At 60.2% G+C, this 24,776-nt stretch carries 22 protein-coding genes; 19 read left to right on the plus strand and 3 right to left on the minus strand.

The genetic code is table 11. The features are described from left to right. Positions 1 to 58: 58 nt before the first annotated feature. Positions 59 to 232, minus strand: coding sequence for a hypothetical protein (locus ACEXKH_RS01445; protein ID WP_373572809.1), 174 nt, complete (start codon positions 230 to 232; stop codon positions 59 to 61). Positions 233 to 514: 282 nt separating this feature from the next. On the opposite strand from ACEXKH_RS01445, the gene ACEXKH_RS01450 reads away from it, so the two are divergent. The 13 genes from ACEXKH_RS01450 to ACEXKH_RS01510 all read left to right on the plus strand — a co-directional run bounded on the left by ACEXKH_RS01450 (position 515) and on the right by ACEXKH_RS01510 (position 13,131). Continuing rightward, a complete protein-coding gene (locus tag ACEXKH_RS01450) occupies positions 515 to 1,768 on the plus strand; it encodes an ATP-binding protein (protein WP_373572810.1) in 1,254 nt (417 codons plus the stop codon). Positions 1,769 to 2,294: 526 nt separating this feature from the next. Further along, positions 2,295 to 2,987, plus strand: coding sequence for a GntR family transcriptional regulator (locus ACEXKH_RS01455; RefSeq protein ID WP_373572811.1), 693 nt, complete (start codon positions 2,295 to 2,297; stop codon positions 2,985 to 2,987). A gap of 125 nt (positions 2,988 to 3,112) precedes the next feature. Next, complete coding sequence (locus ACEXKH_RS01460; RefSeq protein WP_373572812.1) at positions 3,113 to 4,135, plus strand: LacI family DNA-binding transcriptional regulator; 1,023 nt, start codon at positions 3,113 to 3,115, stop codon at positions 4,133 to 4,135. Positions 4,136 to 4,177: 42 nt separating this feature from the next. After that, positions 4,178 to 4,672: a type II toxin-antitoxin system RelB/DinJ family antitoxin gene (locus tag ACEXKH_RS01465; RefSeq protein ID WP_373572813.1), complete on the plus strand. Its 495-nt coding sequence runs from the start codon at positions 4,178 to 4,180 to the stop codon at positions 4,670 to 4,672. Then, on the plus strand, positions 4,659 to 5,030 hold the full coding sequence (locus ACEXKH_RS01470; RefSeq protein ID WP_195621797.1) for a HepT-like ribonuclease domain-containing protein: 372 nt from the start codon (positions 4,659 to 4,661) through the stop codon (positions 5,028 to 5,030). The genes ACEXKH_RS01465 and ACEXKH_RS01470 overlap by 14 nt, the downstream gene beginning before the upstream one ends. Positions 5,031 to 5,163: 133 nt before the next feature. Beyond that, complete coding sequence (locus ACEXKH_RS01475) at positions 5,164 to 6,501, plus strand: glutamine synthetase family protein (RefSeq protein WP_373572814.1); 1,338 nt, start codon at positions 5,164 to 5,166, stop codon at positions 6,499 to 6,501. A gap of 50 nt (positions 6,502 to 6,551) precedes the next feature. Beyond that, complete coding sequence (locus ACEXKH_RS01480) at positions 6,552 to 7,214, plus strand: response regulator transcription factor (RefSeq protein ID WP_373572815.1); 663 nt, start codon at positions 6,552 to 6,554, stop codon at positions 7,212 to 7,214. Between the two features lie 206 nt (positions 7,215 to 7,420). Then, complete coding sequence (locus ACEXKH_RS01485) at positions 7,421 to 8,875, plus strand: S1C family serine protease (RefSeq protein WP_373572816.1); 1,455 nt, start codon at positions 7,421 to 7,423, stop codon at positions 8,873 to 8,875. Positions 8,876 to 9,121: 246 nt separating this feature from the next. Then, positions 9,122 to 11,350 (plus strand): NAD-dependent DNA ligase LigA, encoded by a 2,229-nt coding sequence (ligA, locus tag ACEXKH_RS01490; protein ID WP_373572817.1) that lies wholly within the window; start codon positions 9,122 to 9,124, stop codon positions 11,348 to 11,350. A gap of 267 nt (positions 11,351 to 11,617) precedes the next feature. Next, entirely contained in the window at positions 11,618 to 12,010 is a 393-nt protein-coding gene (locus tag ACEXKH_RS01495; RefSeq protein ID WP_373572818.1) for a type II toxin-antitoxin system Phd/YefM family antitoxin, read from the plus strand. After that, positions 12,007 to 12,429: a PIN domain-containing protein gene (locus ACEXKH_RS01500; RefSeq protein ID WP_373572819.1), complete on the plus strand. Its 423-nt coding sequence runs from the start codon at positions 12,007 to 12,009 to the stop codon at positions 12,427 to 12,429. Before ACEXKH_RS01495 ends, ACEXKH_RS01500 begins: the two co-directional genes overlap by 4 nt. A gap of 107 nt (positions 12,430 to 12,536) precedes the next feature. Next, positions 12,537 to 12,806, plus strand: a complete 270-nt coding sequence (locus tag ACEXKH_RS01505; protein ID WP_373572820.1) for a type II toxin-antitoxin system prevent-host-death family antitoxin — start codon at positions 12,537 to 12,539, stop codon at positions 12,804 to 12,806. Then, the gene (locus tag ACEXKH_RS01510; RefSeq protein WP_373572821.1) at positions 12,796 to 13,131 is read left to right on the plus strand and encodes a type II toxin-antitoxin system RelE/ParE family toxin; all 336 of its coding nucleotides are present in this window, start codon (positions 12,796 to 12,798) and stop codon (positions 13,129 to 13,131) included. Before ACEXKH_RS01505 ends, ACEXKH_RS01510 begins: the two co-directional genes overlap by 11 nt. A gap of 39 nt (positions 13,132 to 13,170) precedes the next feature. On the opposite strand, the gene ACEXKH_RS01515 is transcribed toward ACEXKH_RS01510, so the two are convergent. Beyond that, positions 13,171 to 14,019 carry a MerR family transcriptional regulator gene (locus tag ACEXKH_RS01515; protein WP_373572822.1) on the minus strand — a complete coding sequence of 283 codons (849 nt, stop codon included), beginning with the start codon at positions 14,017 to 14,019 and terminating at the stop codon, positions 13,171 to 13,173. A gap of 55 nt (positions 14,020 to 14,074) precedes the next feature. Beyond that, on the minus strand, positions 14,075 to 15,421 hold the full coding sequence (locus ACEXKH_RS01520) for an MATE family efflux transporter (protein ID WP_373572823.1): 1,347 nt from the start codon (positions 15,419 to 15,421) through the stop codon (positions 14,075 to 14,077). 314 nt (positions 15,422 to 15,735) lie between these two features. On the opposite strand from ACEXKH_RS01520, the gene ACEXKH_RS01525 reads away from it, so the two are divergent. From ACEXKH_RS01525 to ACEXKH_RS01550, 6 genes are all read left to right on the plus strand, one after another. Beyond that, a complete protein-coding gene (locus ACEXKH_RS01525) occupies positions 15,736 to 17,511 on the plus strand; it encodes an ABC transporter ATP-binding protein (protein ID WP_445012650.1) in 1,776 nt (591 codons plus the stop codon). Further along, positions 17,504 to 19,402: an ABC transporter ATP-binding protein gene (locus ACEXKH_RS01530; protein ID WP_373572825.1), complete on the plus strand. Its 1,899-nt coding sequence runs from the start codon at positions 17,504 to 17,506 to the stop codon at positions 19,400 to 19,402. The genes ACEXKH_RS01525 and ACEXKH_RS01530 overlap by 8 nt, the downstream gene beginning before the upstream one ends. 246 nt (positions 19,403 to 19,648) lie before the next feature. Then, entirely contained in the window at positions 19,649 to 20,704 is a 1,056-nt protein-coding gene (gene moaA / locus ACEXKH_RS01535) for a GTP 3',8-cyclase MoaA (protein WP_233541961.1), read from the plus strand. A 4-nt stretch (positions 20,705 to 20,708) separates the two neighbouring features. Further along, positions 20,709 to 22,007, plus strand: coding sequence for a cyclic pyranopterin monophosphate synthase MoaC (gene moaC, locus ACEXKH_RS01540; RefSeq protein WP_373572826.1), 1,299 nt, complete (start codon positions 20,709 to 20,711; stop codon positions 22,005 to 22,007). Between the two features lie 264 nt (positions 22,008 to 22,271). Next, positions 22,272 to 23,552, plus strand: coding sequence for an MFS transporter (locus tag ACEXKH_RS01545; RefSeq protein ID WP_373572827.1), 1,281 nt, complete (start codon positions 22,272 to 22,274; stop codon positions 23,550 to 23,552). Positions 23,553 to 23,775: 223 nt separating this feature from the next. Next, positions 23,776 to 24,597, plus strand: coding sequence for an HAD family hydrolase (locus ACEXKH_RS01550; RefSeq protein ID WP_373572828.1), 822 nt, complete (start codon positions 23,776 to 23,778; stop codon positions 24,595 to 24,597). Positions 24,598 to 24,776 lie beyond the last annotated feature (179 nt).

Genomic DNA, 24,776 nt, shown 5'->3' on the forward strand with positions numbered 1-24,776 from the left:
GCCCCGTTTTGGGACGGCCGCCGCTTGCGTTTTATCAAAGAAAGATCATTGTCGAGCCTTAAATGCCTTTTGTCTGTGCGACTTCCGCAATCATGTTGCGGTTGTACACCAGATGCAAATACATCGCGTCGTGCGCTACGGTGGGGTTGCGCACGGCGATGGCGTCGGCCACGCCACGGTGAGTGCGGATGGTCTCCTCGACGAGGTTGCCGCCATCCCAGGGCGGCTTCATGGAGTAGCGCCCGTACGCATCGAATTGCTCCTCTCATAGATGTGCGGCACAAAGAGCCCCGAGTTCATGCGAGCTCGGGGCTCGTTTCGTTTGGATTGCAGATGTATTGACAGGCGAAAACAGTCTGCGTCCGATATTGAGCCATACGAAAGCGAAATTATGCGTCTTAATTCCGTACGCAAATCAAGACGAAAACCGTTTACGTCTTGGATAAATCAGTACGCAAACGGTTTTCGTCTTATAATACGGTCATGAATAGTACGAAACGAAGAGGTTGTGCATATGGTTGTTAGAGAGAGCCCTACAGTCGAATATAAGGAAAGCGTTACGCCGACGTTTCTTAAAACGGTGAGTGCCTATGCAAACTACGGGACGGGCAAGATTGAGTTTGGCGTTGATGACGAGGGCGTGGCTGTCGGCCTTGCGGATCCGGTCGCAGAGTGTCTCCGCATCGAGAACATGATTAATGACAGCTTGGACCCCGCTCCCCGTTACACGCTCGAGCCCGATGAGAAACACGGGACCGTAATCCTTACGGTTTATGAGGGCCAGGACAAACCCTATCGAAGCAAGGGAAAGGCCTACAGGCGAAACGATTCGGCAACAGTGGAGGTCGACCGGTTTGAGTATGGCAGGCTGACGCTCGAAGGCAGCAACGTAACGTTCGACGCGCTCACGTCGGCTCGCCAGGACTTGAGTTTTCATACGCTCGAGCATAAGTGTGTTGAACATCTCGGCATTTCTGAACTAACGTCGGATATTATGCGCACGCTTCGCTTGCTCGGCAAGGACGGCTATACCAACGCTGCGGCGATTTTGGCGGATAAGAATGATTTTCCGGGCATCGATTGCGTCCGTTTTGGTGATACCGAGGATGTGATCTTGGATCGCGAAGCGGCGACAAATGTATCCGCAATTGAGCAGGTGGACAGGGCGGTAGCTATGTTTGCACGCTACTACCGTTATGAGCGTATCGAAGGGATGGAGCGCGTCCAAACCGATCGAATTCCTCTCGAGGCGTTTCGCGAAGCTGTCGCAAATGCTTTGGTGCATCGGACGTGGGACGTTCGAGCGAACGTTCAAATTGCCCTGTACGATGATCGCGTCGTTGTGACCTCTCCTGGATCGCTGCCCGCCGGTTTGACGACGGAACAATACCTGTATGGGCAGATATCCGTGCTCAGAAACCCCATCGTTGCAGAGGCCTTCTTAAAGCTGGATTACATCGAGAAATTTGGTACGGGAATCGCGCGCATTAGACGTGCCTATCGCGATTCGGTCAATCAACCAATTTTTGATGTTCGCGGCGGCATGGTGGCCGTCACATTGCCCGTTACCGATGCCCTTGAAGGGTCCGAGGAAGAGGTCCAGGTTCTCAAAGCCTTGTCGGGCGGTCGAATTATGTCGCGAAGCGAGATTGAAAAACAGACGGGGCTGAGCCGCATGCGGACGTTGGCGGCACTCGAATCTCTGCTTGAACGGAATGCAATCGTAAGGCAGGGAACCGGGCGGGCCACGAAATACGAGCGCTCATAGTCAAAAAGAGCCATGGTACAAGACGGACCCCAAGCCAGCGTTGGCTTGGGGTCCGTTATATCCCGGATGGTAACGGGCCGATTATTGTCAAGTTATAGCAAAGTATAGCGACGTACAGCAAAGTATAGTGAGATATAGCACGCCGTATAGCGCGCCTTGATTATCAACCGTCCGTATTTCACAGCAACTTATAACAGGCTCGAGGTACCAATTTGGGGTGCAGTAGTGCTGCGCCACGAAAAGGGCCTATCTACTACGTTTAAGCCGCAGGGGTCAACCATAGTCGGCTTTTTCGAAAATCGACAAGCTGTCTACCTGCGGTTTTGTTTTCACGGTTTTCGGTATGGCCGAGGCTATCCGTGTTAACGTAGTAGATGGGCCACTTTTGTGACAGGGGGGCCGATCTGCGGGCCAGGGTAGCTAAAAGAGCCCCGTCCCAAAAAGACTGATTGGGAGCCGGGGCGTGTCGATGCGATAGTATTACGTGGTGAAATTCGACAAACCGTGAGCTTCATCCGAGGGCTTTATGGAACAACACCAGCATAATCAGAGCCTGCAAGACCAGGCATACAACGCATTGCGCTCCAAGATCATCTATGCCGAGCTCAAGCCCGGCACGCGCCTTTCGGCGATTGGTCTGGAAAAGGAGACGGGAATCGGGCGCACGCCCATTCGCGAGTCCTTTGTGCGCCTGCGTGAGCAGGAGCTGGTGGAAACGCGTCCCAAAAGCGGCACCTACGTCTCTAAGATCAGCATGGAGCGCGCCGAGAACGCCTGCTTCTTGCGCGAGAAACTCGAGCGAAGCGTGCTCATTAAATGCTGTTCGGCTGCTGCGCCCGAGCAAAAGCAGCGGCTCGAGCAGATTCTTGCCGAGTCCGAGTCGCTCGACCATAGCGAAACGCGTCGCTTTTTCGATCTGGACAACCTGTTCCATGAGACATGTTTTGAGATTGCCGGTCGTCACATGTTGTGGGATTGGATGAAGAGCATCAACACGCATTTTGAGCGATACAACTGGTTGCGTATGGTGTCGCAGGATCTGGATTGGGAGCCGATTCGTCGGCAGCATCGCCGGATTCTCGAGGCCATTAAGAGGGGCGATACCGACGCGGCGAGCTATCTGGCAGAGACGCACTTGCACCTGATGCCCGAGGAGCAGGGCCCGGTTATCGCCTTACATCCCGACTATTTTGAGCTGCCTAAAGACTCGAATATCTAGCCCATCATCGCATCTGCTCGAGACGCAAAAACGATGCTGCTCACCTACAGCGTTTTGCAACCGAGATTTTTAAAAAAATGCCTAAAATGGCTCAGACCGCCGACAAATGGGAAACGGGGTGCGTTATGGCGCAGATGAGAATCAAGGACATTGCCGCCGAGGCGGGCGTGAGCCCGGCCACGGTCTCGCGCTATCTCAACAACCGCCCCGGGCAAATGACCGAGGAAACCCGTGCTCGCATCGCGGCGGTTATCGAGCGCACCGGCTATCGCCCGCGTGCCGCCGCGCGCAATCTGCGCAGCTCACGCACCAACCTCATCGGCGTGATCCTGGCCGACATCGCCAACCCGTTCTCGAGCGCCATGCTCGAAGGGCTTTCCGCCAGCGCCGCCGCGCGCGGCTGCTCGCTCATGACGGCCATTAGCGGCAACGACCCCGCTAAGGAAGCGGAGTCGCTCACCAGGCTTATCGATGCCGGCGTGGACGGCCTGGTCGTCAACACCTGCGGAGGCAATGACGAGGCGATCGCCGCGGCAGCGGGACGTCTGCCCGTTGTGCTGCTCGACCGCGATGTTGCCGACGGTGGTGTCGATCTGGTGACATCTAACAACCGTGAGCTGGTCGCCGGGTTGGTAGACGCCCTGGCCGCTGCGGGCAGCGAGCGCCTGTGCCTGCTCACCGAGGCAAGCGACGATAGCCCCGTGCGTCGCGAGCGCGCCGAGGCCTTTACCGACGAGCTGTCGCGACGCGGCCTTGCCGGCGAGGTTGTCACCTTGGCCGATGGCGGTGCCACGGGCGTTGGTCGCTTGGACGAGACCATGCGTGACTATGCCGGCAAAAAGCTCGGCCTCATTGCCGTCAACGGCCTGGTCTTCCTGCGCCTGACCGAGGCGTTGGCGCAGCTTGGTCCCTCGCTGCCGGCGGGGCTTAAGATCGCGACGTTTGACGATTATCCCTGGAACCATGTGCTCTTTGGCGGTGTGACCACGGCCGCGCAAGACACCCTTACCATTGCCGAGCGCGTGGTCGAGCGCCTGTCCGAGCGCATCGACGTTGTCACCACCACGGTGGGCGAGGCCGCAAAGCTGGCGCCCAAACGCATCGAGGTTCTCGGTCACATCGAACACCGCGCCTCGACCTCGCGCTAGACTGTGTGATAATGTATAGACAATGTCATACAGGAGGTATCCATGGCTGCATCTGTGCTGAGTGTGCGAGTGGACTCATCAATTAAAGATTCATTTGCCGAGCTGTGCGAAGAGCTTGGCATGACTTCGTCTGTTGCGGTCAATATGTTTATGAGGCAGATGTTGCGCGAGCGCTCGCTGCCGTTTGTTCCTTCACTCGGAAAAAGCGCTGTGAGCGAAAGCGTCGCGGCGGGCATTTTGGATACTGCCCAGATTGAGTCCGCCGTACGCGAGGCAGCCAGCCCGATTTCCGCCATCAAAACCGTGATTCTTTTTGGTTCGTATGCCCGTGGCGAGGCACGTGCCGACAGCGATATCGACTTGCGTATCAAAGTCGATCGTGACCAGGGTTTTGGTCTTTTCGCATTGTCGGCGTTTGGTGAGGCGGTGCGCAAAGAAACCGGGAAACAGGTTGACCTCGTTTCGAGTGATTATCTTGATGACGATTTCGCCGCAGTAATCGAGCACGAAGGAGTGGTCATTTATGATCGCGCGTAAGTCGGACAGCCTCCGTGCCCAAGAGGTCTTGGAAGCCATCTCTGAAACGAACGAGCGCATCAAGGCCTTTGATATCACTGAAGACCAGTTTCTGCACGCGAATGATGTGCGGACGAGGGCATTGGCGGACTCCCTTTTGATGTGTGCGCTTAGGGTGACGGAAGAAGCAGGCAAGTTGTCGGAACGTTCGCAGCGGCTTCATCCCGAAATTGAATGGCGTGGAATCATCGGCATGAGAAATTATCTTGCGCATGATTACGGCAATGTCGATCGCTCGGTTGTTTGGGATGCAGTGACGATGGAGTTCCCTGCGCTGGAACGAGCCTGTAGGCAAATTGTCTCCGAATCTGAGCGGTAGTTACTTGTCATACCTGCCTGTACGCGCACGTTTTTTTGAGCGGCGATGTGCTTTAACCCTGCGGAAACATTTTTCTGCGATAGTATCTGCGATATAGAACAGTCGAAACCCGCCCGTAAGAAAGGGGAGCGACATGAACCAGCAGAACATCGATTACGTACTCCGCTCCGTAGAGCAACGTGACATCCGCTTTGTGCGTCTGTGGTTTGTCGACATTCTCGGCCGCCTCAAGAACTTTGCCATCAGCCCCGAGGACCTCGAGGTCGCTTTTGAGGAGGGCATTGGCTTTGACGGCTCGGCCATCGAGGGCTTTGCCACACCCGAGGAAGCCGACATGCTCGCGTTTCCCGATGCCTCGACCTTCCAGATCCTGCCGTGGCGCCCGAGCCATAACGGTGTCGCCCGCGTGTTCTGCGACGTATGCACTCCCGATCGCAAGCCCTTCGCCGGTGACCCGCGCGATGCGCTGCGCCGCATGTTCCACAAGGCCGAGAAGGCCGGCTACCTGCTCAACGTCGGTGCCGAGCTGGAGTATTACTACTTCCCCGACGAGCATACGCCCGAGCCGCTCGACAACGTGGGCTACTTCGACCTTTCGGTGAGCGACGCCGCCCGCGACCTGCGCCGCAACACGGTCCTCACGCTCGAGAAGATGTCCGTGCCCGTGGAGTACACCTTCCACGCCGCCGGTCGCTCGCAGCACGGCATGAGCCTGCGCCACGCCGAGGCCCTGAGCATGTCCGATGCCATCACCACGGCAAAGCTCATCATTAAGCAGCAGGCCTATGAGAGCGGCTGCCATGCCTCCTTTATGCCTAAGCCGCTGGCGGGCGAGGACGGCAGCGCCATGTTCTTGTGCCAGTCGCTGTTCGACCACGACGGCAACAACGTCTTTTGGGGCGAGGACGACGAGAGGTACCATCTCTCCGACGTCGCCAAGCACTACATGGCTGGCATCTTGGCGCATGCCCGTGAGATCAGCGCCATCACCAACCCCACCGTCAACTCGTACAAGCGCATCACCACAGGCGGCGACTCCGTACCGCAGTACGCCACTTGGGGCCTGCGCAACCGCGCGAGCATGGTTCGCATCCCGGTCTACAAGCCCGGCAAGCAGCTGTCCACGCGTATCGAGCTTCGCAGCCCCGACCCCATGGCCAACCCGTACCTAGTCAACGCCGTCACGCTGGCCGCCGGTCTCGACGGCATCGAGCGCAAGCTGGAGCTCCCGCCCGAGGCCACGGCCGAGACGCTCAAGCTCACCGATCGTCAGATGCTCGAGGCCGGTTATACGCCGCTGCCGCGCTCGCTCAAAGAGGCGCTCGACGTCTTTGAGGACTCGCAGTTTATGAAGGATGCCCTCGGCGAGCACATCCACAGCTTCTTCCTCAAAAAGAAGCGCGACGAGTGGCATAAGTTTGAGTCCACGATCACCCAGTGGGAGATCAAGCACTATCTGGCGAACTCCTAATCGCGCTGGCTTGTTCCAGTACGATTGAGCTCATTTCTTTGGAGGCCGATATGTCCGAAAAGAGTGCCCTGTTCATGGCGCGCACGACGCGCTTCCACGAGTTTGCCCGCAGCTTGACGACCACCCTGGGTGTCGAGGTGAGCCTGGCTACCCCCGATTCGCCGACTGCAGCGCACGACTTTGACCTGCTGATTCTCGACTCCGATGGCATCCGCAGCGATCGTATCGATCAGATTGCCAAGTGGCTCGACGACCGCGGCGGCGTTCCCATGCTGGTGATCGTCGACGACGAGGCGCTCGGCACCCTGCGCCTGCCGAGCCATTCGCATGCCGACTTTGTGTGCCCCACGGCAACGCCCAACGAGCTTAAGGCTCGCGCACAGCGCCTGATGGGCGAGGAGGAGACCGTCACCGCCGACGATGTGCTCAACATCGATAACCTTGAGATCAACCTGGCCACCTACCAGGTGACGCTCGATAACGAGCCCATCGACCTGACGCTGATGGAGTACTCGCTGCTGAGCTTTTTGGCGACGCACCCCAACCGTGCCTACAGCCGCGAGGTGTTGCTGCACCGCGTGTGGGGCTTTGAGTACTGCGGCGGCACCCGTACCGTCGACGTGCACATCCGACGCATCCGCTCCAAGGTGGGCCCGCAGATCGCGGCACACATCACCACCGTCCGCGGCGTGGGCTATCTGTTTAAGGACTAGATTTCCACCACAAAGGGGACAGGCACCTTTGTGGTGGTTTTGCCGTAGGCCGGGTCCTTTTGGGCCTGCAGCAGAACTTAAGCCTTCCTAAAAGATTGCGTTCTCATACACGTTTACCCGCATATTGGGGTACAACTCAACGTGAACAATGATGGCCCGCCACATGTTTGGCGGGCCTTTGGTTATTAGACGAAAGGATCGCAGCTATGAGCGAGAACGATTCCCAGCGTCCCCAGGATGCGGGTCACGCCGGCGAGACGCAGCAGCAACCGCGCGTGCAGGTGGAGTCGACGCCTGCCGACAGCAACATTCCCTACGTGCAGGCCTACGACACGCAGACCGGCAAGCCGCTAGGCGGCCAGCAGGTTGTAAACAAGCACACGGTGGTCAAGACCAAGACCAAAAAGCTGCCGATCTTTATTACGGCACTCGCCGGCTGTGCCTGCGGAGCCCTGCTGGTCATCGCACTCATTATGAGTGGCACGCTCAATATCGGTGGCGGCAAGAATGCCGTGACGGCGGGTGCTTCGGGTTCTTCGACGCAAAAGATCACCATCGACTCCGAGGACACCACGCTGGCCGAGGCCGTCTCTGCCAAGGCGTTGCCCTCCGTCGTTTCCATCACCGCCACTTCGAGCGGCAGCCAGAATGGCTCGCTTTCGCAGTCTGCCGACGAGTCGGATGGTTCGGGCAGCGTCGGTTCGGGCGTTGTGCTCGATACCGAGGGCCATATCCTCACCAACAACCATGTGGTCGACGGCTATGACCAGTACGTGGTGACCATGGACGACGGCACCACCTATGAGGCCGAGTTCGTGGGCAACGACGCCTCGAGCGACCTGGCCGTCATCAAGCTCAAGGACGCCGATGCCTCCAAGCTCACGCCGATCGAGATTGGTGATTCCTCCAAGCTCAACGTGGGCGAGTGGGTTATGGCCATCGGCTCGCCGTTCGGTAACGAGCAGTCTGTCTCCACGGGTATCGTGTCGGCGCTCTATCGCTCCACGGCCATGAGCTCTACCAGCGGCAACACCATCTACGCTAACATGATCCAGACCGATGCCGCCATCAACCCGGGCAACTCCGGCGGCGCGCTTGTCAACGACAACGGCGAGCTCGTGGGTATCAACTCGCTCATCGAGAGCTACTCGGGCTCCAGCTCGGGCGTAGGCTTTGCCATTCCGGTCAACTACGCCAAGAACATTGCCGACCAGATCATCGACGGCAAGACGCCGGTCCATCCGTATCTGGGCGCCACGCTTTCGAGCGTCAACGCGCTCAACGCCCGCACTAACAAGCTGAGCACCGATAGCGGCGCGTATGTGGCAAGTGTCGTCGAGGACGGTCCTGCCGCCAAGGCCGGCATCCAAGAGGGCGATGTCATTACCAAGCTGGGCGACGATGAGATTACGAGCGCCGATGGCCTGATCATCGCGCTGCGCAGCCACGAGGTGGGCGAGAAGGTCGAGATCACGCTCGTGCGCGGCAAGGAAGAGAAAAAGGTTACCGTCGAGCTGGGCTCCGACGAGGAACTGCAGAGCCAGCAGCAGGACGACAGCGCGACCGACACCGGCAACGGCGGCATTACTGACGAGCAGTTGCGCCAGTATCTGGAGGAGCTGCTGGGCCAGCAGGGTCAAGGCTACGGTCAGGGTTACTAGCGAGCCGTATCGCACATATCGAAGCCAGAGGGGCTGTCCCATCAACGTGGGACAGTCCCTCTTTTCTTGTTGATCCGTTGGGGACGGGGAAACAGATCATTTAGAAATGGCAAGGATATGGTTTGATCGCGCGATCCACCCCGGTCCGTCGGCTGCCGATTCGGTGCGGTTCGAAAGGGTTATTCGACCCCATGGTGACCGGTGGTACTCTAGTATCCGTTTGAAATCGAGCGAAGGAGTGCCGCTATGGAGCAATCGAGCCTGTTTGGTGACGGTGTGGACATCGATACCGAAACGCCCGCGAGCACGGATACCGCCGCACCGGCCGATGCCCGTGCCCAGGCGGCAGCGCGCGCGGCCGAGCTGCGCCATGAGCTCGACTACCACGCCTATCGCTACTACATGCTCGATGCGCCCGAGATCACGGACGCCGCCTTTGACAAAATGCTCGTTGAACTGCAGGAAATCGAGGCGACCTACCCCGACCTGGTGACGTCCGACAGCTATACCCAGCGCGTGGGCGGCTACGTGAGCGAGCAGTTTACGCCGGTCACGCACATGGCGCGCATGTATTCCATGGACGATGCCATGGATCTGGACGAACTCGACGCGTGGCTCCAACGAACCGAGGATGCGCTCGGTGCCGGTAGCGTCACCTATACCTGCGAGCTTAAGATCGACGGTCTGGGTGTGGCGCTTACCTATCAAAACGGCACCTTTGTGCGCGCCGCCACACGTGGCGACGGTACCACGGGCGAGGACGTGTCGCTCAACGTGCGCACCATCAAGGATGTGCCCATGCACCTGTCCGAGCCGGCGCTCGCCCACATGGGTGCCGACCGCGAGCGCACCATCGAGGTGCGCGGCGAGGTCTATATGCCCAAGGGCAGCTTTGTACGTCTGAATGAAGAGGCCGATGCCGAGGGCCGCGACCCCTTCGCCAACCCGCGCAACGCCGCCGCCGGCAGCCTGCGCCAAAAGGACCCCAAGGTCACGGCGCGCCGCGACCTGGCCACCTTTATCTACGCCATCGCCGATACCGATCCGCTGCACGTTCACAGCCAGCGCGAATTTCTCGACTGGCTGCGCAGCGCCGGATTTAGCGTCAACCCCAACGTGGCCCGCTGCGCCACGCCAGCCGAGGTTCACGAGTTTTGCGCCCAAGCGCTCGAGCATCGCGGCGACCTGGACTACGACATCGACGGCGTGGTCGTAAAGGTCGACAGCTTCCAACAGCAGCTCGACCTGGGCTTTACCGCCCGCGCACCGCGTTGGGCCATTGCCTTTAAGTTCCCGCCCGAGGAAAAACAGACCGTTCTGCGCGAGATTCGCATCCAGGTAGGCCGCACGGGCGTACTCACGCCGGTCGCCGAGTTTGACCCGGTGACAGTCGCGGGCTCCACCATCGCGCGCGCCACGTTGCACAACATCGACGAGATCCGCCGCAAAAACGTGCGCGAGGGCGACACTATCATCGTGCACAAGGCAGGCGACGTAATCCCCGAGGTCGTGGGCCCGGTGCTCGACAAGCGCCCGGCCGACAGCGTTGACTGGCACATGCCCGAGGTCTGCCCCGTGTGCGGCAGCCCCGTGGTCCACGAGGACGGCGAGGCGGCCTACCGTTGCGTGTCCATCGACTGCCCCGCACAGCTCAAAGAGCGCCTGCTCCACTGGGTGAGCCGCGGCTGCATGGACGTGGACGGCTTGGGCGACGAGATCGTCGACAAGATGATCGCCGCCGGTCTGATCCACGACGTCGCGGACTTCTATCAGCTCACGGTCGACGACATCGCAGGTCTGGACACGGGCCGCGTGTACGCCAGCTCCAACAGCAAAAAGGGCGTCAAGAAGGGCGATCCCATTCCGGTGGGCCTCAAGACGGCCGAGAAAATCATCGCCGAGCTCAACAAGTCCAAGAGCCAGCCGCTCGGTCGCGTGCTGTTTGCCCTGGGCATCCGCCATGTGGGCAAGAGCGTGGGCGAGGTCATCGCCGAGCGATTCCTGTCGATCGACAAGCTCATCTTGGCGAGCGAAGAGGACATCGCCGAGTGTGAGGGCATCGGTCCCAAGATTGCGGCGAGTGTCAAGCAGTTCCTGGCCGTGCCCGAGAACCTCGCCGTGCTAGAGCGCCTGCGTCAGGCGGGCCTGTCGCTCGAGGTCGACTTGGGAGCCGCACATGCACAGGCCGCAGCCGATGCCGGCGTGGCGGGCGAGCTCGCCGATGCACAGCCGCTCGCGGGTCTGACCTTCGTGCTCACCGGCACGCTCGTCAATCGCACGCGCGACGAGGCGGGTGCGGCGCTCAAGGTACTCGGCGCCAAGGTTTCGGGCAGTGTTTCAAAGAAGACGAGCTATCTGGTCGCTGGCCCCAAAGCGGGCTCCAAGCTCGCCAAGGCCGAGCAGCTGGGCGTACCCGTGCTGGACGAGGACGCACTCGAGCGGATCTTGGCGACTGGTCAGGTGCCCCAGGCTTAAGACATCGATAATCAAATTAGAAAACCTCCCGGAAACGCTTTCCGGGAGGTTTTTATTTGGGTGTGGTGGCAGGTGGCATGATCTTCGCCACGTAGCTTGCTGAGGGTGATCCTGCGGAGCGGTGTCGTTCCGGAGCGATAGAAGATTCATACAAAGCAGAGGGTTTCGCAATGGTGGATTGATCCCATTGTGATGATTTTCATATACGTTAACATTAACATTAACGTGTATACTGAGCAGTGGAGATACATGTTGAGAGGAGCCGTTATGGTTACCGTCGCGTTTTCGGAGCTGCGCCAGAACCTTACACAGGTGGCCGAAAAGGTTGCCAATGAGGGCGAGGAGGTTGTGGTCTTCAAGCGGAGCAAGCCGTTGTTCAAGATTGTGCCGCTCGACTATCAAGTCCCGGTTGCAGTGGAATATGACGCCGCCCAGGAGCGTGGGGGCGCAAAGCCGGCGTGCGGCACGGGCAAGCCCAAGCGCGATGTGGGTACGATGTGGCATCCCAAGATTACCTGGAAGGAGATCCGCGAGATGCTCGCGGAGGATGAGGACTACCAGGAGTATCTCGATACCGTAGCCAAAATGCCAAAGGGAACGCCGCTCGATACGATGACGGTTGAAGACGAAAAGCGCGTCGCGAGGGAGCGCTACCTATGAGGGCATTTCTCGATACCAATTTTCTGCTCGATTGCGTGCTTCCGGGTCGGCCGGAGCATGGGGCGGCGCAAACCATCAAGGGGCTTGTTGACGTGGGGCTTATCGAGGGTGTTGTTTCGGCCTGCTCTCTCAAGGACGCGTACTACATTCTCACTAAACAGGCCGGCGAGGCGCGCGCACGCGAGGTGGTGCGCGACTGCCTTAAGAGCTACTCGCTAGAGCCTCTCGACCAAGGAGCTTGTTTTACCTCCGCCTATTCCGATGAGCCGGATTTTGAGGATGGCTGTATTCGTGCGATGGCCGAGCGTGCCGGTGCGGACTTTATCATCACGCGCGATCGAGCCGCTTTTGTGCGCTCGACCATCAAGACCTTCTCGCCCGCAGAGTTCATCCGTGCGTTTCCGATTCCCGAGGAGTAAAACTGCCATATCGGGGATTGTCCCGGCGTGGTAGTTCTCCTATAGCCGACGCTCGTTAGTTGAGCTATACTTCATAATTATGTACATAATTATGATTGGAGTTGAACATGCCCGTTTGCGTTCCAATTAAAGACATGCGGGACACCGCGAAATTCTCGGAGCTCGTTGAAACTACTGCTGGTCCAGTGACTGTTACAAAAAATGGCTATAGCAAATTTGTTGTACTTCGATCCGAGGACTACGACCTCATGGTTCAGGAACAGGCTAAGGCTCGTCTGATGGCTCGTATAGCTGTGGCCGAACGGGAACGTGCTGCTGGCGCGGCACGTGATGCCTTTGAGGCTCTCGATGACCTTGAGGCAAAATATGGCCTATAACGTCAAGATTCTGCCTACAGCTGAACAAGAAGTTGACGATATCGTTGATTATCTATTGGGGCATGGTATTTTTACTGCCCGGCACTTTCTTGATAAATACCGTAGTCAGCTCCAGCTTCTTCAAAGTGGTGTAGTTGACTACGGCTTATCGAAGTTACCCGAGCTCGCAGTGCTTGGTTACCATGCTTGCCTCATTAATTCTTATGTAATGCTTTATTACTACGATAACGAGGACGTTGTGATTGCCCATGTTTTTCACCAAAGCCAAGATTATGCCGCATTGGTGATATCTAGAAATCGATTTGAGTTGCTGGATGACGATTAGTAAGAACCGCCCGGAAGCATGATGCCTTTCGGGCGGATTTTATTTGGACGGGGAAACGGGCACCGTGATTTGCGTCACGTAGGTCGCTGGGTCGTCGCTGATGATGTCGTCGATGAGGGCGATCTCGCGCGAGGGGCCGGCCGGTGTCAGGCCGTGTTCGTGCATATAGCTCAGCAGCTGTTCGTAGCGTGGGGCTGCCTGCCCGTGCGTGCCGCGGAAGCTTATGGTCAGGCAGCGCGCGGCAGGTCGCGTCTCAACATCGCCCAAGTACTCATCGGTGTCATCGAGCAGCAGGAAGACCTCGTCGTAGCCATCAAAGTCGCCGGCGGCGAGGCGCTCGGCGCCAATCCCGACGCCCAAGTTGCCCAGAAAGACAAAGGTCTCGTGCTGGCCCTTCTGCAGTTGACGAATCTGCCACTCCAGCGCATAGGCGTCGGTAGGGTTGACGCGTTCGCGCAACACGGCGCAGCGAAGCTCGGGCGCATCGATTTCGCGGATGGTATCGAGCTCGGTGCTCAAGGCATCGTGCAGCAGAGCAAGCCGGTTGTCGATCTTGCGCGATACGCGTTCCAGCTCGCGGCGCTTGCGCTCGATGAGTTCCTGCTGCTGAGCCAGCTGACGCTGCATGAGGTCCACATCGCGCGTGGTCACAAACTCGCGGATCTGTGCCAGCGGCAGGTCCAGAACACGCAGGTGGCTGATGGTGTTGAGGGTGGAGAGCTGCCGCGATCCGTAGTAGCGGTACCCACTCGCCGGATCGATGTGCGCCGGGTCCAGTAGGCCCATCTGCTCGTAATGGCGCAACGTGCCCACGCTCAGGTTAAACAGGCGCGCCACCTCGCCAATGCGGAGCAGGCCCTCGGTATGTTCAGTTGGCGAGTCGGCCATAGGAACGCTCCTTTCAATAGAGCCGGGGGAGGGGCGCCAGGCTCGCGTCGCCTCGCTACGCCACCAGCTTGTCAAAAGTTCCGCGGCGGTTGAGCACGGTAAAGGCAATCACGCAGATGGCCGCCGACAAAATGGACCCGCACGGCGAGGCGATGCCCATGGGGAACAGCGTATCGGGATAGGCGTTCGACAGCAGCCATGCGCCCGGCACGCGAATGAGCACAACGGCCAGCACGTTGTGCGCAAAGCCGATGTAGCTCTTGCCATACGCAGCGAAAAAGCCGCTAAAGCAAATGTGGATGCCGGCAAAAATCGCGTCGAAAATGTAGCTGTGCATATAGCCGGTGCCGGCGGCGACTACTGCAGCGTCCTTGGCAAAAAAGCCGATAAACGCCGGTGCCACCAGCCACATCAGCGCTGTGATCAGGCAGCCGTACACCACCGAGATCGTCATGGCGTCTTTGAGCACCTGACGTGCGCGGTCGCCCTTGCCCGCGCCGGCGTTTTGCGCCGTGAGCGCGCTGACGGTGGCACCCATGGAGCTCGGCACAATGAACAAAAAGCTGATCATCTTCTCGACCAGGCCTACGGCGGCGGCGTCGACGAGTCCTCGGTGGTTGGCGATGACGGTGATAAACATAAACGCCACCTGGATGCAGCCGTCCTGCACAGCCACAGGCACGCCGATCTTAAGAATGCTGCCGAGAACCTCGGGCTGGGGGCGCAGGTCGCTGCGCTTAACGTGGATGTTCGTGCGACGGCTTTTGAGCCACACGAGCGCGAGGGCAACGCTTGCCGTCTGGGCGGTTACCGTGCCGAGCGCCGCGCCCACGGGGCCGAGCCCCATGTGGCCGATAAAAAGAAAATCGAGTGCGATGTTGATGATGCATGCCACGCCGATCACGTACATGGGCGAGCGCGAATCGCCCAAGCCGCGAAAGATGGCCGAGAGGATGTTGTACGCGGCGATAAACGGAATGCCGACAAAGCAGATGCGCAGGTAGGCGGCGGTGCCTTCGACCGCCTCGGCCGGCGTGCCAATGAGTGCCACGATCTGCGGGCACAGCGCGAGCAAGACGGCGGCCAGCACCACCGAGACGCCCATAAACAGCGTGATCGTGTTGCCGATGGCGGCCTCGGCGCGGTCAAAGCGGCGCGAACCCACGGCGTGGCCGACGATGACCGTCGTTCCCATGGCCAGGCCCACGAGCGTCACGGTAATGATATAGAGCGTCTGCGCGCCATTGCCCACGGCGGTGATGCCGGCAGCGCCGCTAAACTGCCCCATCATGTACAGGTCGGCCATGCCGTAGAGCATCTGCAAAAAGTACGAGAGCATATAGGGCAGGGCAAAGACCGCGATGGTCTTAAGGACATTGCCGCGTGTGAGGTCGTGTTCCATGGGCGGGGCTTTCTGGCTTGGTCTGTTTACGTACCAGTGTAGTGAAAACCCTACAACGATTGTAGAGTCAAGGTTTGTGTTGGCGGCGGGGAGAAAAAAGTCACGCTCGCGTTCATTTCTAATTGAATACGGACGTGCGCCCTGTGAGCATGGCGCCTGCACTAGCCTTGCAGAAATCGATTTCGGAACACTTGACACCGCCGCACGGCGCGCCATAATACGTGGGTTTGCGAACAACGTTTGATGGGGGATGAACCTGCGTGCGCAATCTCAAGATTTTGTTTTCCTATCTGGGGGCATACCGCCGCGATGCCATGCTCGGCGTGTTCTTTGTGACTGCCGAGACGGCGCTCGAGCTGTTTATCCCGGTCATCATGGCAAATATCATCGATGTGGGCGTGCCCGCGGGCGACATCAACTACATGCTGTTGCAGGGCACGTATATGTTGGTATGCGCCGCATGTTCACTGGTACTTGGCTTGGGCTATGCACGCACGTCTGCTCGCGTCGCCTCGGGGCTGGGCGCTAACCTGCGCGAGGCCGAGTATCGCAAGATCCAGACGCTCGCTTTTGGCAATCTGGACAACTACGACGCCAGCTCGCTCGTCACTCGCATGACCACCGACATCACCGTGATTCAAAACGCCGTAGGTAACGGCTTTCGCCCCATGGTGCGCGGGCCGGTAAATCTGGTCATGGGCCTCGTCTACGCTTTTGCGCTCTCGCGCGAGCTCGCGGCGGTCTTTGCCGTCATTCTGCCGATGCTCGCCATCGTACTCGGCATCATTACCGTGCGCGTGAGCCCGCTCTACCGCCAACTCCAGACCTCGATGGACCACCTCAACGGCGTGGTGCAAGAGGACCTTACCGCCGTGCGCGCCGTGAAGGCTTACGTGCGCGCCGAGCACGAGTGCGACAAGTTCGACACCGCCAATACCGAGCTCGCCGGCACGGCGACCAAGACCTTCGGTACTGCCGTGCTCAACCTGCCGGTGTTCCAGCTCTCGATGTACGTGGCTGCGCTCTCGATCCTGTGGATTGGCGGCCGCATGATCATCGAAGGTCGCTTGGGCGTGGGCTCGCTCACGGGCTTTATGAGCTACGTGCTGCTGATTATGAACTCGCTCATGATGATTTCCAACGTGTTTTTGCTGCTCACGCGCGCTCTTACGAGTGTGGGCCGTATCGCAGAGGTGCTCGATGAGGAGCCCTTTATCGCCAACCCTGTGGGAGACCTCGCGACTGCGGCGCCAGCGGACGGCAGTATCGAGTTTCGCGACGTATCCTTTAAATACCGCGCGGATGCAGCCGAGGATGTGCTCGAGCATATCGACCTTCGCATCGAGAGCGGCTCGACGGTGGGCATCCTAGGCGGCACGGGTTCGGGCAAGAGCTCGCTTGTGCAGCTGATTGCGCGCCTGTACGACACCACCGAGGGCGCCGTGCTTGTGGGCGGACGCGACGTGCGCGACTACGACCTGGCTACCTTGCGCGACGCGGTGGGAATTGTGCTGCAAAAGAACGTGCTGTTCACGGGCACCGTGCGCGAGAACCTGCAGTGGGGCAATCCGCAGGCGTCGGACGATGAGCTCCTCGCGGCTTGCCGCGCGGCGTGCGTGGACGAGTTCCTTGATCGCATCGGCGGGCTGGACGGCGAGTTGGGCCAAGGCGGGGCTGGTGTTTCGGGCGGCCAGAAGCAACGCCTGTGCATCGCGCGCACGCTGCTCAAGCATCCGCGTGTGCTCATCTTTGACGATTCGACCAGCGCGGTCGATATGACGACCGACGCTAAGATTCGCGAGCACATCGCTCGGATTCCCGATACGACCGTGCTCATCATCGCCCAGCGCATCGCGAGCGTCATGGATGCCGATCGCATTGTGGTGTTGGACGACGGTCGTGTCCACGGCGTGGGCACGCATGAGGAGCTGCTGGCGGGCGATAGTATCTACCAGGAGATTTACGCCTCGCAGATGGAGTTTGCGGGGAACGCTGACGCCGGCGACGGCAGCGACGATGACCGCGCGAATGATCCGTTTTCCTTCGCCCCCAGCGGATCGACCTTGGAAGGGGGTGAGCGCCATGCCTAAGACCGCGGCCCAAGCACGCCCGGCCGACCTCAAGCGCACGGTGCGCCGCTTGTTCTCCTACATGGGGCATGCCAAGTTCTCGTTGCTCGCGGTGGGCGTGCTCGCCTCCGTTGCCGCCATCGCGAGCCTCGCCGGCACCTACATGGTGCGCCCCATCGTTAACGGTTTGGCCACGGGCGGGGAGGAGCTGCTCGCCAAGCAGGTCATCCTGACGGCGATCATTTACGCCGCGGGCGTGCTCTCGGCCCTGGGCTACTCACAGATCATGGTGCGCGCGGCCCAACGCGTGGTGTCCGATATTCGTCGCGACCTGTTCGCGCACATCCAGAAGCTGCCGCTGAGCTACTTCGACAGCACGCGCTCGGGCGACATCATGAGCTTTTTCACCAACGACGTCGACACCGTCTCCGAGGCGCTCAACAACAGCTTTGCCAACGTGATTCAGGCCGCCATTCAGGTTGTGGGCACTACGGCTATGCTTATCATCCTTAACTGGCAGCTCACGATTATCACGCTCGTGTGCGATGCGGCCATTGTGCTGTATGCGCGCTACTCGGGCGCGCGCTCTAAGCGTTTCTTTGCCGCCCAGCAGGCATCGCTTGGCGACCTGGACGGATATATCGAAGAGATGGTCTCGGGCCAAAAGGTCATCAAGGTCTTTAACCGCGAGGCAGCGAATGTCGCCGGCTTCACCTGCCGCAACGATGAGCTTCGCCGCACCGGCACCGCCGCCGTGAGCTATGCCAACTCCATGGTGCCCATGACCGTCGTGATTGGCTACGTCAACTATGCCATCGTCGCCGTGGCGGGCGGCATGCTCTGCATCAAGGGGCTCGCCGACGTAGGCGCACTTGCAAGCTATCTGGTCTTTGTGCGCCAGGCCGCCATGCCCATCAACCAGTTTACGCAGCTCGGCAACTTCTTGCTCAATGCGTTGGCCGGCGCCGAGCGCCTGTTTGCCGCCATGGACCTTAAGCCCGAGGTGGACGAGGGCTGCGTGGAGCTGGTGCAGACGGGCGATGCCGCGTGGGCGTGGAAGATTCCCGAGGGCCAGGGTGTGGGCTCGTACGGGCATCTGCATGAAGTGACAGCCGTTGATGAGTCGGGCCGCGCGGTGGCTGCTGACGGTACCGAGCTCACGTGCGGCTTAGTCCCGCTTGCCGGCGACGTGCGCTTCCATGCCGTGGACTTTTCCTACGTGCCGGGAACGCGCGTGCTCACGGACCTCAACCTGTTCGCCAAGCCGGGGCAAAAGATCGCCTTTGTTGGCTCGACGGGCGCCGGAAAGACGACCACCACTAACCTCATCAACCGCTTCTACGAGGTCGATGATGGTGAGATCACGTACGACGGCATCGACGTCAAGCACATTGCCAAGGCCAGCTTGCGCGGGTCGCTCGGCATTGTGCTGCAGGATACGCACCTGTTTAGCGGCACCATTGCGCAGAACATCCGCTTTGGCAAGCTCGACGCGACCGACGAGGAGGTGCGTGCCGCCGCCGAGGCCGCCTGCGCCGACTCGTTTATCCGTCGCCTGCCGCAAGGCTACGACACGCCGGTCACGGCCGATGGCGCCAACTTGTCTCAGGGCCAGCGCCAGTTGCTCGCCATCGCGCGCGTGGCCGTGGCCGACCCGCCGGTGCTTATCCTGGACGAGGCAACAAGCTCCATCGACACGCGCACCGAAAAGCTCATCGAGCGCGGCATGGACCGCATCATGCGCGGCCGCACCACATTTATGATTGCGCACCGCCTGTCCACCGTCCGCGACGCCGATGCGATCATGGTCCTCGAGCACGGCCGCATCATCGAGCGCGGCACCCATGAGGAATTGCTCGCCCAGCGCGGCGAGTACTGGCAGCTAGCGCATGGCTTAAAAGAGCTGGATTAGCCCGTTCGAGCACGATGCTTTGGTCCCTCCATGCTCCTCACCTCGCCTCAAACCATCACAACATTCGACGTTTTTTGCCAAAATCGGGAAAAGCATCGAATGTTGTGATGGTTTGCGTGCTGAGGATGGGCTTGGGAAGCTGGTTTTGCTCGAAGCGACCTGTCCTGTCGTACGGGTGTCGGCATGATTCTCGCGTGGGGTATTATGTTTTCCGAAGAATAAAACGCCGCGTGAGGGGAGGGCTGCGTGGACGGGCACGTGCAACATGACGGCTTTGGCCGCGATATCAACTACTTGCGCATTGCCGTTACCGACAAGTGCAATTTCCGCTGCATTTACTGCATGCCGGCCGATGGCGTGGCACCCCGCGCGCACGACGAGCTGCTCAGCGCCGAGGAGATCGCCCGCTTTGTGCGCCTGGTGGCGGGGGAGGGCATTCGCCGCGTGCGCCTGACGGGCGGCGAGCCGCTGGTCAGCCGCCGTATCATTCCGCTCATTCGCGACATCCGCGCGATTCCGCAGATCGAGGACATCTCGCTCACCACCAATGGCGCTCTGCTGCCCAAGCTGGCGCCGCAGCTCAAAGATGCCGGGCTTAACCGCGTCAACATTTCGCTCGACACACTCGACCCTACGCTCTTTGGAAAGATCACGCGCTTGGGCCGGCTCGAGCAGACCATGGCCGGCATCGACGCGGCGCTGGCTTGGGGCTTTGAGCCCGTTAAGGTCAACTGTGTTGTGGTGCGCCGGCTCAACCAAGATGTGGCGGCCCTCGCGCGGCTCACGCTCGACCGCCCCATCCATCTGCGCTTTATCGAATACATGCCCATTGGCGACGAACACACGAGCTCGCATTGCGCTGTGGACCCGCATGCGCCCGCGCTCAATCCCGAGCTGTGGGACGCGAGCGATACCGTGCCGAGCGACGAGCTGCGGGCGCGCATCAATGCCGGGGCCGCCGCGACGGGACTGGGCGAGCTCGAGCCGCTCGACATCAACGACGCTCCTGCCGGCGCGGGCCCTGCGCGCTACTGGCACTTTCCGGGTGCGGCGGGAACGGTCGGCTTCATCAGCGCCATGTCCAACCATTTTTGCGCGAATTGCAACCGTCTGCGCCTGACGGCCGATGGAAACGTGCGTCCGTGCCTGTTCAGCGATGCCGAGTATTCGGTGCGTGAGGCGCTGCGCCGTGGTGATGATATGCAGGTACTTTCGATTTGGCGCGATGCCGTGGCCCACAAACCGCAGGAACACGCGATAATTGAGGGCACGCAACGATTTATGTCCCAAATCGGAGGATGATCATATGGCCAAGAGCAGGTACGCCGATGCCACCAAGGCCGCTCGCAGGGCCGCGATGTCTGCCCATAAAGCCACGGCTGCGGCCAGCAACGCCGCCGAGTCCGCGGCTGCACAGCCCTCTGCTGGCACTGCCGCCGAGCCCGCCCGCGACGCCCGCCGCGACGAGCTGACGCACGTGGACGCCAAGGGCGAGGTTCGCATGGTCGACGTGTCCGACAAGGCCGAGACCCATCGCATCGCCATCGCCGAGGGCACCATCCTCATGCACCCCGAGACGCAAGCCATGGTGCTGCAGGACCGCGCCAAGAAGGGCGACGTGCTTGCCTGCGCGCGCGTGGCGGGCATCATGGCCATCAAACGCACGAGCGACATCATCCCCATGTGCCATCCATTGCTCATTACCAAGAGCAAGTGCGACATTGTGCCCATCGCTCCGGCGGGGACGCCTGTCGAGGACGTGCCCGAGGGCTGGGTGCCGGCGCGCACGGACGGGCAGGTTGGTTTTCACGTGCTGGTTACGGCCGGCGTGACGGGCAAGACAGGTATCGAGATGGAGGCCCTGACCGGCGCGAGTGCCGCATGTCTTACGATCTATGACATGTGCAAGGCCGTCGATCGCGGCATGGAGATTGTCGACGTGCGTCTTCTGCACAAGGAAGGCGGCCGCTCGGGCGTGTGGGACCGCGCAGAGCGTCAGACTGCTGCTGTCGAAGCCGTGGGTGCCGCGGCCGACGCACCCGCGAGCGCACCCGTCGCCATCGCGCCCGCAGCTCCGGCCGTCCCCGCGATCGCGTTTATCGGCTACCAAAACTCGGGCAAGACCACGCTCGTCGAGAAGGTTATCGCCGAGCTCACCCGCCGCGGCCTGCGCGTGGGTTCGCTCAAACATCATGGACATCACGGCTTTGATATTGATGTGCCCGCTAAGGATACGTGGCGCCATCACCAGGCCGGATCCAAGCACGTGGGGCTCATCTGCGCCACGCGCTGGGCGGAGTACGCCGACACGCGCGAGGAGGACGAGATGCCCGCGCGCGAGTTGCTGTCACGCTACAACGATGTCGACGTGGTGATCATCGAGGGTTACAAGACCGAGGGCTTCGACAACATCGTGGTCGCGCGCTCCGGTGTCGACCGTCTGCGCGGTAAGAGCTCGCTCGACCTGGTTGACGGTCGCACGCTGGCGCTTGCCTGCAACGAGGCCCTGGCGCGCCAGGCCTTCGACGCTGGCTTTGCGACCCGAGCCATCAACATCAACGACGCCCGAGCCATCTGCGATCTTATCCAAGATCATCTGGCCTAAAACCTGCCAAAAGGGGACAGGTTTATTTTGGCAGGTTTTACCTGGGCAAACGTCATTTCCACCACAAAGGGGCCAGGCACCTTTGTGGTGGTTTTGCTTTGGTAGATGTGTGGGGCATGCCTTACAATCTACCAAGTAGTTCATGACGGGCGAAAAACGGAGAGAAGGGGCTTGATGCGTCCTTAATGTTTCATGCGGATAGATTGATTTGACAGACGGTGGCGAATGCCCGCCGTCCGCATTCGTATGAAACAAGGAGTCTCCATGCTCGCCTCTCTTTTCTCAAAGCCTCAATCATCGCTGTCCGCGCAGGCTAAGCACCTGGTGGCAATGCGCTTCCTCATATATACCGGCTTTCAGACCAGTTATTTTATCGGTGTCATCGGAACGCTCACCTATGCAGACGATGCCTCGGTTGTGGCGACATCGCTGGCCGTCCTTTTTATGAACGTATTCGTGATCTTGGGATCCTTTGCGGGTGGCGCGGCGCTCGACGCCTGGGGCCCGCGCCGTCATTTCTTGCTGAGCATCGTCGCCACGTTGGCAACCGGCGCGGCAATCCTCGCCTTTGGCAGCGCGACCGGCGTCGTCCTGCTCGGCGCGGTGTTCCTAGGCTTTACGATGGGATTCGCTCAGCCCATTGCCACGTCCTATCCGGCCTATCTCACCAATGACCCCGTCGAGCTCAAAGACATCAACTCCGCCATTGCCATGCTCTCAAACGTGAGTATCATCGTTGGCCCCACGCTTGGCGGCTTTGTCGCGGCTGCTGCGTCGTCGCGCGTGGTGTTTGTGCTCATGATGCTCTTTACCGTGCTGGCGCTTATTGCCGGTTGGGGCTTTAGGCCGCAGACCAGCCATGTCGCCGGGGATGCGGATGCCGATTCGGCAGAGGAAGGGAAGCGTGCGGGACAAAGCCCCGACCCCAGCACGTCCGCCCGCGCCACCTTCGCAGCCAGCATCAAGACAGTCTTCACCAACAGCGTCCTCGCGCTACTTTTCTGCATCATTTTTCTTTCGAACTTTGGCTACGGAGCCTTCGATCCGCTGGAGTCGTTCTTTTACCGCGATGTCCTACACGTCGGTGTTGAGTGGATGGGCTGGCTCTCGTCGGCCAGCGGTGTCGGCGCGGTGCTGGGTGCTGTCCTCGCGCTCCGCTTGTCGCCGCACTTGGTCAACCTTAAAACGCTGCTCGTGGCGCTTATGTCCGTGGGCCTGGGAAGTTTGCTCTATGTGGGAACACCGTACGTGTGTGTAGCCCTCGTCGGCCAGATTGTCCTGGGCGTGGCGTGGGGCGTCGTCAACCCGCTCCACAACACGATCGTGCAAACGACGGCCCCGCTCGAGCAGCTCGGTCGCGTCAACTCGGTCATGGGCTTTGGCAATATGTTCGCCGGCGTGGCGCCGCTGGCGATTGCCCCGTGGCTGGCGGCGACATTTGGCGTGCAGCAGACGCTCGTAGGGGCGGGTATGGTCGTGACGGCGGTTCCCGCGGCGTTGCTGTTGTTTGGACGCCGGCATTTTGATCGTGCCGTAAGGCAGTAAAACCCATCACAACATTCGATGAAAATCGCGATTTAGCCGAAAAACATCGAATGTTGTGATGGTTTGCGCCCCGGCCAGGCCATCCTGCGGGTCCGGCCACTACAAAGGGGCCAGGCACCTTTGTGGTGGTTTTGCACCAAAGCGCCCCGTGCGCGCCTTGGTATACCATGTACGCCGCTTGCGAATACACCTCACACCGCAGCACAACCCAGAAAGGCCTCCCATGGACACCACCTTCAGCCACATTAAAGCCGTGTTCTGCGATATCGACGGCACACTGCTCACGAGCCAGCACACGGTGTCCCCGCGCACCGTGGCGGCGATCCGCGCCCTGCGCGAGCGCGGTGTGCTCTTTGGCCTGTGCACCGGGCGTGACGCCCACGCGACCGAGGCCATGTACGAGCTCTGGGGCATCGAAGGCCTGGTGGACGTGCTCGTGGGCTGCGGTGGCGCCGAGGTCATCGACCGCGCGCACGACATCAACGAGCTGAGCTATCCGCTGCCGGGCGAGACCATCGCGCGCATCTGCAAGCACATGGCGGGCCTGCCAGCAACGCCCGTCTGCCCCCGAGACGGCGTGTTCTACGTGCCCGAGAGCAACGCGTGCGTCGAGCACCTGTCGCGCGTCGACGGCGTGCCCTACCAAGTGGTCGATTTTGCCGAGTTCTTGCGCGAGCCGCAGCCCAAGGTGATGTTTACCATGGCGCCCGAGGTAATGCCGCGGGTGATTGAGCGGGCATCGACGTTTGCCGATGACACTGTTAAGGCGGCGGCTCTGCAGACCACGCAGCGGCTCTACGAGTTCATGGATCCGCGCGTGTCCAAGACGCGTGGCCTTGTGCGCGTGGCGGAGCTCAACGACATGGAGCTCCAGGGCGTCTGTGTGTTTGGCGATGCCGATAACGACGCCTGCATGGTGGCCGATGCCGGCGTGGGTGTGGCTATGGCAAACGGCAGCGACGCCACCCGCTCCGCCGCCGATTTTGTAACCGCCAGCAACGACAAAGACGGCATCGCGATCTTTATCGAGGAGCATCTGCTGTAGCGCTGGGGCAGAATCACCACAAAGGGGGCAGGTGCCTTTGTGGTGGCCTCAGGCGATTTAGGCGAATTGATACCGAAAATCTGAGCGCAAATTCAAATATGGTTGTCGGAGCATTACGCTTCTAACCACCGATGGGTTAAAGATATTCTCATCAGTTTGGAAGGATATTCCTTCCGGTT

Source organism: Collinsella aerofaciens ATCC 25986, assembly GCF_964259375.1.
Lineage (GTDB): Bacteria > Actinomycetota > Coriobacteriia > Coriobacteriales > Coriobacteriaceae > Collinsella > Collinsella aerofaciens_BO.